Raw genomic sequence first — 14624 nt, 5'->3', positions numbered from 1 at the left:
TTCCCAAAGGTAGACATTCCTTTATTATTTTACAACCCGCGGGGAAAGTTTTAAGAAAATTTCACCTGACTAAACAAATATTTCGTACTTTCATCAAACTATTACATGATATGAAACATTTCTGTGCTTTTCTGGCAGTTTTGCTACTTGCTTTCATCGGACAAGCACAGGATATCCATTGGTCGCAATTCAACGACAATCCTGTTTTTCAAAACCCGGGGAACACCGGTAATTTTAACGGAGATGTACGTTTTGTCGGGAACTTCAGAGATCAGTGGAGGGCGGTATCTGTTCCTTACCAGACATTATCCCTGTCCGCAGACGGGAAACTGTATAATTACCGGGCATTGGGAGTTGGTGGTTTATTTTTTCACGATGTAACGGGAGACGGCCGGTTGCGAACCATCGAATTGCAGGCAAACGTTTCGTACTTATTGAAACTATCCCGCGATTCCACGCATACGATTCGCCCCGGGATTAACATTGGGATGAATCACCGGCAAGTGAATTGGGACGCATTCAAATTCGGGAATCAATACAACGGCCAATATTACGATGGCGGGTTATCCAACAATGAGCTATATACCAATGACAAACGAACGAATTTCAGCGCCGGAGCGGGAATCACCTATCAATACCTGATCGGAAAACGAAAAACCCTGGAAGCAGGAGTCGCTTTATTCAACATCAACCGGCCGGACCAGGGATTCTTCGGACAAAAAATTCCGCGTGACATGCGCACCAACATTTCTGCCCGCCTGTATTACCCTCTGGGCTTTGACTGGGATATTATTCCGAGTGTACAGGTGAGTTTGCAAGGGAAGTACCGCGAAATTATTTTCGGCTCTTCCGTCAAATATACTTTGATCAACCGGTTGTCAAAATACAGAGCTGTTTATGCCGGCGTTTGGTACAGAACCATTGATGCAGCCTACCTGACTGTGGGAATGGACTATCAGCAATGGTTTGTCGGGTTGAGTTACGACATGAATTTTTCAACGTTGACAAAAGCCAGTCGCGCGCGTGGAGGATTTGAGATTGCCGTCCGTTACATTTTAGTTCGTTTTAAACCTAAAAAAATCGTACACCGAATATGTCCCGATTATATTTGATACTCTTCTTCTTTGGTTGGTCCGTATCCGCGTCTCATGGACAAAATATGCTGACAAAGTACCTCAAGTTTGCAGATGAGCAATACCAGAAAGGAGATTACTTCTATGCATTGGAGTACTATTCCAAAGCAATGGAGATTGATTCAACGACGATAGATATTTTGTGGAAAGTTGCAGAAGCACACCGAGCCTACAAAGATTACCGGAAAGCGGAATACTACTACGCCAAAGTATACGATCGTGAACTGGGAGCCATATATCCATACAGTTTACTTCAGTTGGGGCTGATGCAAAAACAAAACGGAAAGTACGATGCCGCGATTGAGACATTTAAACGGGCAAAAAAGAAATACAGCAAGGACAAAAAGGATTATCTCTACCTCAAGTCCAAACAAGAGTTAGAATCTACGCTCTGGGCCAAATCCATGTCGGACATCTATGAAAAGGGGGATTTAATCCGGCTACCTGAAACGGTCAATACCAAAAATTCGGAATTCGGACATGGATTTGTAGACGGGCAACTGGTCTTTTCCTCCCTGCGTGCCGACTCCATCAGTGAACAGGAAGAAGTGTATGAAAAACATTATACAACCAACATTTTCCGGTCAAAAATAGATGACGGAAGGTACCTTCCTTCGGAAAGATGGGATGTTTTTTACAATGAAAACCGCAACTCCGGAAACGGGGCATTATCACTGGACGGAAAACGGTTGTATTTCAGTTCCTGTGAAGATGTCAACGGAGTAAGCTATCAATGCAAACTGCTGGTTGCCAAATACCACAATGGAACGTGGGGACTAATTGATACGCTTGGGGAAATTATCAATGTTCCCGGAGCGAACACAACCATGCCGGCAATCGGGAAGCTGGACGGACAGGAAGTTTTATTCTTCTGCTCTGATCAGGCAAAAGAAACAAAGGGAGGACTGGATTTATTTTATACCACCATTACCAATGGTAACCAATTTGGAAAAGTCCGCTCCATCAAATCATTGAATTCAATCGACAACGAGGTAACTCCGTTTTGGGATGATGCACAGCAACGATTGTATTTTTCCAGCTCCTGGAACGAAGGATTTGGCGGATACGATGTCTTTTATTCCGAATTTAAAGGCGGTCAGTTCCAGGAAGCTCAAAATGCCGGTCAACCTGTCAATAGCCCTGCAAATGATTTGTATTACTTTCACCGAAACGACACCAGCTATGTAACCAGTAACCGAATCGGAGTCTTGTACAGCAAGAATATAACCTGCTGCAGCGATATTTTTGCTATTTATCCGCCTGAAAAAACGCCTCCTCCGACACCGAAAGAAACATTGGAGGAACTCAATAAGCGATTACCGGTTACCCTGTATTTTCACAATGACGTACCCAACCCGAAATCATGGGACACAATCACACCGCTGAATTATATGACAACGTATAATGAATACACAGAGATGCTCCCGCGCTATCAAAAAGAATATGCGGTTGGTCTGGCACCTGATAAGGCAGAAGAAGCAAAAGAAGACATTGAGAATTTCTTTACCGAACATGTCGATCAGGGAGTGAAGGATTTGTTTTTATTCCGGGATTTATTACTGGAAGAATTACAAAAAGGGGCACGTATAAAAATCGCGGTTCGGGGGTTTGCCTCTCCACTGGCAAAAACGGATTACAATGTGAACCTTACCAAGCGTAGAATTTCTTCTCTCATCAATCATCTGCGGGAATATGAAGGAGGTGTTTTCATTCCGTATATTAACGGCACAGCTCCCAACAACGGACGTGTTATTTTTGAGTACATTCCGTTTGGAGAATACAATGCCAATCAGTTGATCAGCGACAACCCGAACGATACCAAAAACTCGGTATATTCCAGGGCAGCGGCGGCAGAACGAAAAATAGAAATTCAAAGTGTTTCATACATCGACAAACAGGAAGTGTTCCCGATCTCGGTTGCAAAACCTGTTTTCAATGCTGGTGTACTGAAGTCCGGGGAAAAAATAACAGCAGAATACGAACTGAAGAATACATCGGAAAAATCGGTGGAATTGAACCCGGAAACGACTCCGAACAGCTATACGACTGTTTCCGTTGGAAAAACGACATTGCAACCCAACGAAAAAACAACGGTAAAACTGGAGCTCAACACAGATGGATTTATCGGTCACACGGTAAAAACGATTTATATTCCCGTAGCGGGACAGACCGAAAATGTACGATTGATCGTCACAATGGAATTGCGTTAAATCATCTGCGATAAAAAAGCATAATTTTTACTCCCGAAGATCAGAAAGTCGTAACTTTGAGAAAAGGAATTTATAAATTGTTATCGTCATGTCAGAATTAAAATTTAAAGGAAATCCAATTCATACAAACGGGAGTTTACCGAAAGTGGGGCAAAAAGCTCCTGACTTTACATTGGTAAAAAATGATTTATCCCGCGCTTCGCTGAGCGACTATGCAGGAAAGAAAGTAGTACTGAACATTTTCCCGAGCATCGACACAGGTGTTTGTGCGACGTCTGTTCGTACATTTAATCAGAAAGCATCCGATCTTGAAAATACCATTGTTTTGTGCGTTTCAAAAGATTTACCTTTTGCCAACGGGCGCTTCTGTGGTGCGGAGGGGATTTCCAATGTGGAAACACTATCCGACTTTGACGGAGGCGTATTCGGAAGCAATTACGAAGTACAGATGGTTGACGGCCCGTTAAAAGGGTTACTGGCCCGGTCAATTGTTGCGTTGAACGAAAAAGGAGAAGTTGTCTATACGGAATTGGTTGATGATATTGTCAATGAACCCGACTACGATGCCGTTTTAAAGGCATTGTGAAAATTAACTAAAAAAGGAAGGCTGTCTGGACGGACAGCCTTCTTCAGTTTTCTATACGGGGATTAATCCAGCAAATCTGTCGATGCAGTCAATGTTGGTTTTTCATTAAAACTCGCTCCGTTGTGTTTTTGAAGCTCTGTTTTATATCCGCTTAGTTTCGCCCATAGAATGATCCAGATCACCAGACATCCGATGGATGTCAGAAAATTGATAAAAGGAATCATCATCGTCAGCGAAAGTGCCTGTAGTGTAATTGCCAATCCCTTTCCGAAATCTCCGTCCGGTTGCAAGCCCAGTTCGCTGTATTCCTGTTTGATCGAATCACAAATCTTGGGATAAACAATAAATCCATAAGCCATATTAAAGAACGGAATGATGTTTAACATGATGTTTCCCGTTCCTGTTAATCTGTTTTCAGGACGCACCAATGACATGGTATCAATAATCGTTTTGTAATACAAAGCAAATGCGACAAAAATTCCACAGATAAAAATCATGTAGAACAGGAAAAATCCTATCCCTACCGCTAAAAAATCCATAGGGCTACTAGTAGAGTACATAGTTTATGTTTTAAAGGTTAATATAAAAAATAAAACCCTCTTTACAGGAGGGTTTTAAAAACAATGTATGATTTTGATTAGTTGTTGTTCAACTCATCATTCAATTCTTGTTCCCAATCAATGTTGTTTAACTCTTTTCTCAACTCTTCACCGTATTGATCGGAAATAGCAGCAGCAGCGTTAAGTCCAAGAACTAAAATAATTGAATAAACAGTAGATACGATACCGATCACCATTCCAGCGATAGCCAATCCTTTTTTACCTCCTGTTTTACCCAATTTAACCATTCCCATTACTGATAAAACAACACTGGCAATAGCAAGAACTAACCATAAATACATGATCCATCCGCTTCCTCCTAAAGCGATAGAAGCAGCAGCCATAACAGCCATCCAGCTAGCCAATACCAGCGTTACTAATGCGAGGACAAATCCTGTTACCCCCAACCCTTTTCCTTGAACAGCTGTTCCGTTTTGATTTTCTGACATAATTGTAATAGTTTTTAAAATTTATGTGACGAAGATAGAGAAACATTTTTTAATAAAAAGCAACAGCCATTAAAAATATTTTAGTTTTTATTAACAAGAAAGATTGTAACAAGTTGAAAAAGTGTTATATACAAAAAAATAAATACTTACTTCTGAGCGAATCGATACATCACAACAGCCACCAATCCAAACAAAATATTCGGGATCCAGGAAGCGATGATTGCAGGAAAACCGACGTTTTCAGCCGCAACAGCCATTATCTTCATGGCGAATACATACACCAGTACAATGGCAAGTCCAATGGCAATGTTTACACCTATCCCTCCTCGTTTTTTCTGGCTGGAAACGGCAATTCCGATGATTGTCAACACGTAGGTTGCAAACGGGTTTGCTGTCCGTTGATACAATTCCAACTCATAAAGGGGGATTTTTCCGGAACCTTTGGAGCGTTCGCGTTCAATGAATTTTTTCAGGTCACCGGATTTCATAGCAGAGGAAATATTATCACGCGCCGCCATTTCACTGATCTTAAATACAAACGTTGTATCCTTTTGTTTTCCCTCCGTGATTTTATCTTTCGGATAACCAACATACCGCTCGTAATAGTCTTTCAACACCCATTTATTCGTACCGTCTTTATTTTCGGCTGTTCGTGCTACCAGGATATAAGATAAGGTATTGTTCTTATTGTAACGTTGCAGGATAAATTGCTGCACAACGTTTTCTTCCGACGTATAGCTTCCAAACTGCACTGTCTGGTTTCCCGGAAAATCTGCAAAATAGTTGGAAACACTCAATGCATTCCGGTAGTATTTATCTTCAAAGTCCAACCGGCCTTTATTCGAAGCAGGCAGAATGATGTGGTTGATGAATAAGCTGATGATCACCAGGATTGTCGCGCCGATCATATATGGACGGATGAATCTTGAGAATGGTTTTCCACTGTTCCAGATCGGGATAATCTCCGTATCCTGGGCCATTTTTGCTGTAAACCAAATGACGGAGATAAAGACAATCATAAAGGAAAATGAGTTCCCGTACAGCAAAATAAAGTTCAGGTAGTACGTAAAGACGATTTCGGAAAACGGTGCTTTATTTGACAAAAATTCACCCAGGCGATCCGATAAATCAAATACCATTGCCAGCAACATGATGATTCCCAACATGAAGAAGAAAGTCGTCAAGAACTTACGGATGATATATTTATCGAGGATTTTAAGCATATTTGTATTAAAGTCTTCTACCCAGTTTTGGAATCATTTGATCTTTCCATGTAGCGAATGTACCATTCAGAATCTGCTTTCTTGCTTCTTTCACCAGTGACAAATAAAATGCCAGGTTGTGAATGGATGCGATTTGCGCACCCAGCAATTCATTTGCTTTGATCAGGTGCCGCACATACGCTTTGGTGTAGAATGTATCGACGTAAGACGTTCCGTTTTCGTCCAACGGGGAATAATCCTTTTCCCATTTCTCATTTTTGATGTTGATGGTTCCTTCGGAGGTAAACAACAATCCATGACGCGCATTCCGGGTCGGCATCACACAATCAAACATGTCCACTCCCAGCGCGATGCATTCCAACAAGTTCTGCGGTGTCCCCACTCCCATCAGGTAACGTGGTTTATCTTTCGGCAAAATGGAACAAACCAGATCGGTCATTCCATACAGATCTTCATCCGGTTCCCCTACAGATAATCCTCCGATAGCATTTCCGACAGCATTGTGCGAGGCAATTGTTTCGGCTGATTCCGTTCTCAAATCTTTATAGGTACTTCCCTGTACAATAGGAAACAATGCCTGCTGATAACCGTATTTCGGGTCTGTTTCATTGAATCGCGTCATACAGCGCTGCAACCAGCGGTGGGTCATGTGCATGGATTTTTTAGCATAATTGTAATCGCACGGATAAGGTGTACACTCATCAAATGCCATAATGATATCTGCTCCGATCGTCCGCTGAATGTCCATCACACCTTCCGGAGTAAAGAAATGGTAACTTCCGTTGATGTGTGATTGAAACCTTACTCCTTCTTCCTTTATTTTACGCGATCCGGCCAGGGAATACACCTGGTATCCTCCGCTATCCGTTAGAATCGGTTTACTCCAGCCGTTGAACTTGTGCAATCCCCCGGCACCTTCAATCACGTCCAGTCCCGGACGAAGGTACAGATGATAGGTGTTGCCCAGGATAATCTGCGCCTGGATATCCTCGTTTAATTCATGCTGGTGAACCCCCTTCACTGTTCCGGCAGTACCGACCGGCATAAAGATCGGTGTCTCAATGACTCCGTGGTCGGTGTGGAACTTTCCTGCCCTTGCTTTTGTTTTCTCGTCCGAATGAATTAATTCAAAGTGCATAACATTGTTGAAAAATAACGGACGTAAAGATAAGGCTATTTCGATTAGCTTGGCATCTTTGCAGTAAAGTTTGATAAATGAATATTATTCCGGATTTTGGTTGGGGTGGCTGGTCGCTATTGTTTTATCTGTTTGGCGGAATGGTGTTTATGCAATTGTTATACGTTCTTATTTTTTACCGGAAACTTGCTTTTTTTAACCCGAAGAAACGACAACAAGCCTCCGAACTTCCTCCTCTATCGGTTATTATTGCCGCACGCAACGAAGCGGATAATATTTATGAAAACCTGCCCTTCATCCTAAGTCAGAATTACCCTGAATTTGAAGTAATCGTCGTTGTCAATCAATCAATTGACGAGTCAAAGCACATCCTGGAAGCGTATCAACAGCAGTTTAAAAACCTCCGTTTTACGGTCGTTGAACGAAACAAGCACATCCGTCCCGGGAAGAAATTGTCATTGAGCATTGGAATCAAAGCAGCCAACTATGAGCACCTGGTAATGACAGATGCCGATTGCAAGCCTGGTTCGGCGAATTGGCTGAGGGCAATCGGTCAGACATTCAATGAGCAAAAGAAAATTGTACTGGGATATGGCCCGTACACACCGGAAAAAGGATTCTTAAACAAGGTTATCCGCTACGATACAGCATGGATTGCAGTCAATTATCTTTCCTTTGCACTGGCCAGAATGCCCTACATGGGTGTCGGGCGGAACTTAGCGTATACAAAAAGTGCTTTTGAGCAGGCAAACGGGTTCAAATCGCACTATTCCATTGCCTCTGGTGATGATGATTTGTTTATTCAGGAAGCAGCCAGAAAGCGCAACTACAGCATTGTTCTTTCAGAGGACAGTTACATGTATTCTCCGGCAGAAAAAACATGGGCATCCTGGTACAGACAGAAAGCCCGTCACTATACAACGTCTCCTAACTATCAAGTTATTAAAAAAACATTGTTAGGAATCTATCCGATGACCCTGTTATTGATGTACATTTCTTTCATTACTTTGTTGTTTAATGAAGATTTTCGTTGGTTAACACTGATCATTTTCGGAGCCATTTTGGCGTTGAAGTGGTGGATTCAGGGCAAATGTTTCTTGCGGTTAAAAGAAAAATCATTTGTTGCCTTCTTCCCCTTTAATGACTTGCTATACGCAATCGGCCTCCCGATCATGTATTATACCGGCGAAGCGAAAACAACCAATAAATGGTAGAAACGGAACATTTATCAGACAAAGGCAAGCAGGACCTGACATTGGTGGAATCCGCTTTGTGCGGAGATCAGGGAGCCTATGCCGAATTGATGTCGCGCTATCGTGATTCCATTTATTTCATGATGCACAAAATGGTGAAGAATGTGGACGATGCCGAAGATTTGACGATTGAAGCATTCGGGAAAGCATTCAGCCGGTTGGAGCAGTATTCTCCAAGTTATGCATTCAGCACCTGGTTGTTCAAGATCGCTTCCAACAATTGCATTGACTTTATTCGCAAGAAACGTATTTATGTTACCTCCATGGATACCGGATTTGTATCCGATGACGGGGATGTCATTTACCATGACGCACGTGCTGATGTACTCAATCCTGAGGAATCCATTGTACACGATCAAAAAGTCAAGCACATGCGCTTGCTGGTTTCCCGGTTGAAACCCCGTTACCGTGAGTTGGTAGAAAAACGGTATTTCGAAGAGTTGAGCTATGAAGAAATTGCCGAGGAACTGAACCTTCCTTTAGGGACGGTAAAAGCCCAGTTATTCCGGGCACGTGATTTTCTTGCCAATATGATGGAGAAAACGAAAGATACGATCTGATATTGATGATTTTCAAATGGACATCCTAAAAAAATATTTTCCGGAGCTGACTGCTCAACAGGTGGAACAATTTTCACGTTTAAAAGAACTCTACGAGGAGTGGAACAGCCAGATCAATGTGATTTCCAGAAAAGATACGGATAATTTCTACGAACGTCACGTACTGCATTCGCTGGCAATTGCGAAAGTAATGCCTTTTGCGGATGGATCCGAAATCATGGACATTGGTACAGGTGGTGGTTTTCCGGGGATTCCGTTGGCGATTTTATTTCCGGAATGCCAGTTTACACTGGTCGATTCGATCGGGAAAAAAGTCAAAGTTGCTGCCGGTGTTGCTGAAAGCCTGGGGTTAAAAAATGTTACAGCAATTCACGAACGGGCAGAAAACATTGATCATAAATTCGATTTCATTGTCAGCAGGGCAGTGACAGCTATGCCTGATTTTATCAAATGGACCAAAAACAAGTTTAAACCCAAAAACAACAATTCCCTGGCAAACGGAATTCTATACCTGAAAGGCGGCGATTTGAAAGAGGAAATGAAAACAGTGAATAAGTTTTACAAATTCTACGACATTCCCGGTTTCTTCTCAGAAGAATTTTTTGAAACAAAAAAGGTCGTCTATGTACGGAACTAATACTCCACTTTACTCAAATACAGTCCCTGTGCCGGAGCAGAACCCGCACACCTGTTCCTGTCAAGTGATTCAAAAATAGTTTTAAAATCTTCCGGAGTAATTTTCTCCAATCCGACCTCCAGCAATGTTCCAACAGTTGCCCGCACCATGTTTCTCAGGAAACGGTTAGCGGTGTACGCAAACACGTATCCGTCTTCTGTTACTTCCCAATGTGCATTGAATACCTCACACATGTGCGTTTTTACGTCTGTATTGGTTTTGGAGAAGGTCGTAAAATCATGTATTCCGATCAGCGACCGGGCAGCTTCATTCATTTTCGCCACGTTTAATTCAGCAGGGAAATACGTTGAATAGGCTTGTTTGAAGGGATTTTTACGGGTATGAATATAATACCGGTACGTGCGTTTTACTGCGCTGAAACGGGCATGGAGCTCCGGATCAACTTCCCAGATCCGATGAACCGCAATGGTTGCCGGAAGCATTTTATTCAGCTTGTATTGCAATTGCTCGACTGATGTCACAGATTCCAGGTCGGCATGAAAAATATAGCTGCTGGCATGCACACCTGTATCGGTACGTCCGCAACCGACAATGACCACCGGATTGCGGGAATTCAGCTGTGTGAGTGCGTGTTCAATCGTTTCCTGAACGGAAACCTGTTTCGGTTGGATTTGCCAGCCGTAAAAGGCACCCCCATCGTATGCAATTTCGAAGAAATACCGTCTCACTCTTATTTTTCAAGCGATTTAATCAGGTCTTCCGATTTGAGATTGAACTCGTAGATATCCAGTGACGCTTTATCTCCGATGACTTCCAGGCCGTTTACATATGCTTTCCCGATTGTATCATAGATTTTAAACCCAAAATCATCATTTACCGTGTTGATTGCCGGACCGAGGTTTTTCACCTCTCCCCAGGAACTTCCCATACGTTCAACAACGTACACGTCGTATCCACCCAATCCATTGGGATGCCCGTTAGAACTGAAGAACAAGTAACGTCCGTCAGGGGTAATAAACGGGGTTGTTTCTCTTCCTTTTGAGTTGATTTCCGCTGGCAATGCGACAGGTTTGCTCCAGGCATTTCCTTGTTTGTACGTCACATAAATTTCACTCATCTTACTGTTCGCATTGCGTTCAGAAACGAAATACATGGTCTGTCCGTCTGCTGTCAACGTTGCGTTTCCTTCATAATAAGACGTATTGATGTTTTTATCCAATAACTTCGGTATGGACCATTGTCCTTGCTTCGTCCACTTCACTTCAGCAATATCTGAACTTTTGGTGACGATTTTGGCATCCTGAACAGCTGTATTGTTCAGGGTAATGTATGCTGTTAACCCATCCTCCGAAACATAGGAAACGGATTCAAATCCATTACCGTTCAGTCTTCCAAGGCGGTTGGTAATACTATCCCACTGATTAGTCTCCGGGTTCCATTTCGCGCTGTAAATATCTTCAAAAAACTGCTGGTCGGAAGGGTTTTGCCCTCCTCCCGTTGTATTGCTTCTTCTGGAAGTAAAATACATCGATTTTCCTCCGTCGAAAACAACCGGAGAGTAATCATTGTAACCGGAATTCACGTTTCCTTCGATGTGCAGTCGTTTATTCTCAATCCCTTTTGCCAGTTGCTCTTTCGCATATTTTGCCTGTTCCAGTCGAAGTGGTAAGCGAAGCTCCGCTGAACGGGTTTTCGGCAGGTTTTTGATCCCCAGTTCATAATTCATGATTGCTGAATCAAGAATTCCCAGGCGGTGATAGGATTCTGCCAGGATTTCATAAACTTCTTTATCAACTTCATTGTTGTTGATCATGACAGCATCCTTTGCATATTTCAGGGCATATCCGTAGTTGTACTGTTCATAATGGCATCTGCTGATCCAGAATGGTGCTTTCCAGGAGGTAACATCTTTTTTCGCTGCGTCTCTGAATTTATTGAGTGCGTCTCTCATTTTTCCTTCTGCATAAAGCGTTTTTCCTTCTTCAATGAGGTACGCAGCAGCAGTTTTTTCTACTATTGTTGATGTAGAATCCGGCGGCATTGCTCCTGCGAAGGAACATGAAGCCAATAGTGTAGTAATTGCAAAAACGGAGCTTTTTATCATGTCAATCAGCTATTTATTAGTTTACAAAATAAGTAATTTTTTGTTGAAGATCAGTTATTCTGCTGATTCTTGCAAATTTTCCGTCTCAGAAATTAAATTAAAAAAATATAATCCACTGAATAGATATCATTTAAATGCCGGAGCGGTCTTCTGCTTTATTTGATAAAATCACGAATTTTCTTGTTTCTCCTTCCTCTTTCAAAAGAGAAAAAATTTTAATGGATTGTTCACTACACACGTTCTTTGGGGTTTTCTTCTTCTTTTTTCGTGTGGATGACCCGTTGCGGGAAAGGGATTTCGATCTGGTGTTCTCTTAATTTACGGGATATAACGACCCGCAGGCTGCTTTTGGTATTTTCCACGCGAAACACATCTTCTGTCCAGAAATACACTGTAAAATCTAATGAAGATTCTCCAAAGTCATTGAACCGGACAAAAGGCACCGGCTCCTTTGATATCCCCGGAATTTCTGTTGCAGCAGCTGCCAGTAATTCCATTACCTGTTCCACATCAGCACCGTATTCAACACCCACGCTCACGTCAAATCGTGCTTTGATTTCCTCATGTGTCCAATTGATCAAATGATGTCGGGTGAGATCGGTATTGGGTAAAATAATGTATTTATCGTCCCGGGTCAACACGGTTGTCGTTCGCAGGTTTATTTCAATCACCTTACAGACCAACCCGTTTATTTCAACAATATCTCCCACTTTTACAGAAGAGTCAAACAAAATAATAATTCCCGAAATATAGTCACTGAACAAGGCTTGTATCCCTAATCCCAACCCCACCAGCAAGGCTGCAGATCCTGCCAGCAATACCGAAAGGTTGAAACCCAAAATCTGTAGTGAAAAAACAGAAATGATTACTACTACAATGTATCGGAGAATCGTAAAGATGGAGTATTTTTTTGCCACATCCAGTCGATGCGATCTGTTGAGAGCACTCCGGACTATTCTCAAAAAAACGAATGTTACAATCCACACAAGAATCAACCACACAAGGTCTTCGACATGCAGTTCATACTTGCCAAATTCAATCAACTTACGATTCAACAGTTCTTTCATACCGGTTTATTCTTTTTCAATGTTAGTTAAATTGCTGCCGTTTTCTTTCGCTGATTGGTTGATTGATACTATTCCGGTTTTCATAAATAGTACGCATATTATTTATCCGCCGGTTTGTGCCTGTTTCTCCCATCACATTTCCATGAAGAGAGCTATGCGTATATACCTCTCATTTTGAAAACATTATAAAGATATGAAAAAAATTAGATTTCTTCCTGTACGACCGGTTCACTGACACGTAAATCTTCCATCGCTATGGAAGAACTTACAATCGCAAAAATCGGGGCAATGGATGCAAATGCCCACAGGAACAAATGTCCCAGGAACAACAGAATACCATTAAAGGTAAGGTTTCCCGGATCAGAAATGGAAAACAGAACATCTAATTTTACCGGAACTAAAATCAACAGGGAATAAATCATTCCGATTCCCATTGCCAGTCCCCTGTGGGAGCGCACAAACGAAATACTGGTTCGTTCATCCAGTTTTCTACGTTCGTTGTCATAATCAATAAAACTAAATCCGTAGTAATAAAACCCAATGATAAACGTGAGGTAAAATACCGGTGATTTTGTGGGCTCATTCCATCCGATATAGGAAATCAGGAAAATAATCAAAAAGAAAAAATATTCCCACAGGATATTGCGGATTGCCAGTCGAACGCCTCTTCGCACATCCAACAGGATTTGTTTATAGTCAATGGGATAGGTGTTCCCTGTAATTAATTTTTCGCAGCGTTGGCTTAGATGTGACAGCAAAGGAGAAAGTACGATTACTACGACATATTTTGCAAATTTCATCAACAGAATCGCGATGGAAATGTTAACTGCCACCTGGATAAAGTACCAGACAATACCGTTCATATTGGATAAATCGGCATCAATGGAGCGTTGCATAATATTGTTTCCAACGTAATAAATGATCAGCATTAAGATGGCCGGAATCAGAAAGTACCAGTACAGGCGATGTTCCCGTATGAAATGATAGGCTTTCCAATACGACTTTAGTCCCAACCAGAATTCTTTAAAAAACTGCATCATGTGTCAAAAATAAAGATTTTTTCAATGGGGAATTGAAAGTGGGAGTGAGAAGTGAATAGTTAAAAGTAGAGCGTTGAAAGTTAGGAGTGGGAAGGATGGGTGTTTAATTATCAATTGAGTAATTATCACTGATCAAATGTTGGTTCTAAAATGTTTTGCTTACGGAAACTTTGATAATTCAAAATTGATAATTCAAAAAATCTCCTTTTAATAAACAACGGAAGATTCCCGTGTGATATCGCCCAATGTTACCTGGTCAGCGCTGGAACGCTTTCCCATCTGACATTTCCCGTTAAAGGCAGCTCCTTCGTCAATTTGGATGCGTGATGTATAAATATCTCCGTCAATTTTCGCTTTTTCACGCAACACCAATGTTTCCTCTACATGAATATTCCCTTCGACAACGCCTTCGATATCTGCATTCAGGCATGTCAGATTTCCGATGACCCGCCCGTTTTCTCCGATCACTACTTTTGAACTTGTGGATACATTCCCGATCACTTCTCCGTCTATTCTCAGGTTGGAATCTGCAAATAAATCACCTGCAATTTTGGACCCTTCAACCAAGCGGTTTAAACGTTCGGGGCTTTCAAATGTTGATTTTTCTTTGCGCTTCATCATGCTT

At 41.9% G+C, this 14624-nt stretch carries 15 protein-coding genes; 6 read left to right on the top strand and 9 right to left on the bottom strand.

All coding sequences use genetic code 11. The features are described from left to right. The first annotated feature begins 110 nt into the window (after positions 1-110). From H9Y05_RS07075 to tpx, 3 genes are all read left to right on the top strand, one after another. A complete protein-coding gene (locus H9Y05_RS07075; RefSeq protein WP_163490033.1) occupies positions 111-1112 on the top strand; it encodes a PorP/SprF family type IX secretion system membrane protein in 1002 nt (333 codons plus the stop codon). Beyond that, positions 1094-3343 carry a DUF1573 domain-containing protein gene (locus H9Y05_RS07070; protein WP_216713889.1) on the top strand — a complete coding sequence of 750 codons (2250 nt, stop codon included), beginning with the start codon at positions 1094-1096 and terminating at the stop codon, positions 3341-3343. Before H9Y05_RS07075 ends, H9Y05_RS07070 begins: the two co-directional genes overlap by 19 nt. An 88-nt stretch (positions 3344-3431) precedes the next feature. Continuing rightward, entirely contained in the window at positions 3432-3929 is a 498-nt protein-coding gene (gene tpx / locus H9Y05_RS07065; RefSeq protein ID WP_163490035.1) for a thiol peroxidase, read from the top strand. A gap of 62 nt (positions 3930-3991) precedes the next feature. On the opposite strand, the gene H9Y05_RS07060 is transcribed toward tpx, so the two are convergent. From H9Y05_RS07060 to tgt, 4 genes are all read right to left on the bottom strand, one after another. Then, on the bottom strand, positions 3992-4489 hold the full coding sequence (locus tag H9Y05_RS07060; RefSeq protein WP_163490036.1) for a hypothetical protein: 498 nt from the start codon (positions 4487-4489) through the stop codon (positions 3992-3994). 77 nt (positions 4490-4566) lie between these two features. Continuing rightward, positions 4567-4977: a hypothetical protein gene (locus H9Y05_RS07055; protein ID WP_163490037.1), complete on the bottom strand. Its 411-nt coding sequence runs from the start codon at positions 4975-4977 to the stop codon at positions 4567-4569. 146 nt (positions 4978-5123) lie between these two features. Beyond that, positions 5124-6200, bottom strand: coding sequence for an LptF/LptG family permease (locus H9Y05_RS07050; protein ID WP_163490038.1), 1077 nt, complete (start codon positions 6198-6200; stop codon positions 5124-5126). Positions 6201-6207: 7 nt separating this feature from the next. Next, positions 6208-7338, bottom strand: coding sequence for a tRNA guanosine(34) transglycosylase Tgt (tgt, locus tag H9Y05_RS07045; protein ID WP_163490039.1), 1131 nt, complete (start codon positions 7336-7338; stop codon positions 6208-6210). A 77-nt stretch (positions 7339-7415) separates the two neighbouring features. On the opposite strand from tgt, the gene H9Y05_RS07040 reads away from it, so the two are divergent. From H9Y05_RS07040 to rsmG, 3 genes are read left to right on the top strand one after another with little or no spacing between them, the layout of a single operon-like run. Next, entirely contained in the window at positions 7416-8552 is a 1137-nt protein-coding gene (locus H9Y05_RS07040) for a glycosyltransferase (protein WP_216713888.1), read from the top strand. Then, a complete protein-coding gene (locus tag H9Y05_RS07035) occupies positions 8546-9151 on the top strand; it encodes an RNA polymerase sigma factor (protein WP_163490041.1) in 606 nt (201 codons plus the stop codon). The genes H9Y05_RS07040 and H9Y05_RS07035 overlap by 7 nt, the downstream gene beginning before the upstream one ends. A gap of 16 nt (positions 9152-9167) precedes the next feature. Further along, positions 9168-9788: a 16S rRNA (guanine(527)-N(7))-methyltransferase RsmG gene (gene rsmG, locus H9Y05_RS07030; RefSeq protein ID WP_163490042.1), complete on the top strand. Its 621-nt coding sequence runs from the start codon at positions 9168-9170 to the stop codon at positions 9786-9788. Here rsmG and truA read toward each other — a convergent pair. The 5 genes from truA to H9Y05_RS07005 all read right to left on the bottom strand — a co-directional run bounded on the left by truA (position 9785) and on the right by H9Y05_RS07005 (position 14620). Continuing rightward, the gene (truA, locus tag H9Y05_RS07025) at positions 9785-10516 is read right to left on the bottom strand and encodes a tRNA pseudouridine(38-40) synthase TruA (RefSeq protein ID WP_317170283.1); all 732 of its coding nucleotides are present in this window, start codon (positions 10514-10516) and stop codon (positions 9785-9787) included. The genes rsmG and truA overlap by 4 nt on opposite strands. 2 nt (positions 10517-10518) lie before the next feature. Next, a complete protein-coding gene (locus tag H9Y05_RS07020; protein WP_163490044.1) occupies positions 10519-11892 on the bottom strand; it encodes a PD40 domain-containing protein in 1374 nt (457 codons plus the stop codon). 230 nt (positions 11893-12122) lie between these two features. Continuing rightward, on the bottom strand, positions 12123-12959 hold the full coding sequence (locus H9Y05_RS07015) for a mechanosensitive ion channel family protein (RefSeq protein WP_163490045.1): 837 nt from the start codon (positions 12957-12959) through the stop codon (positions 12123-12125). A gap of 203 nt (positions 12960-13162) precedes the next feature. Beyond that, positions 13163-13999: an EI24 domain-containing protein gene (locus tag H9Y05_RS07010; protein WP_216713887.1), complete on the bottom strand. Its 837-nt coding sequence runs from the start codon at positions 13997-13999 to the stop codon at positions 13163-13165. Positions 14000-14206: 207 nt separating this feature from the next. Next, entirely contained in the window at positions 14207-14620 is a 414-nt protein-coding gene (locus H9Y05_RS07005) for a bactofilin family protein (protein ID WP_205729519.1), read from the bottom strand. Positions 14621-14624 lie beyond the last annotated feature (4 nt).

The sequence above is a fragment of the Taishania pollutisoli genome (assembly GCF_014518315.1).
Lineage (GTDB): Bacteria > Bacteroidota > Bacteroidia > Flavobacteriales_D > Crocinitomicaceae > Taishania > Taishania pollutisoli.
This window is presented reverse-complemented; position numbering and strand designations above follow the sequence as displayed.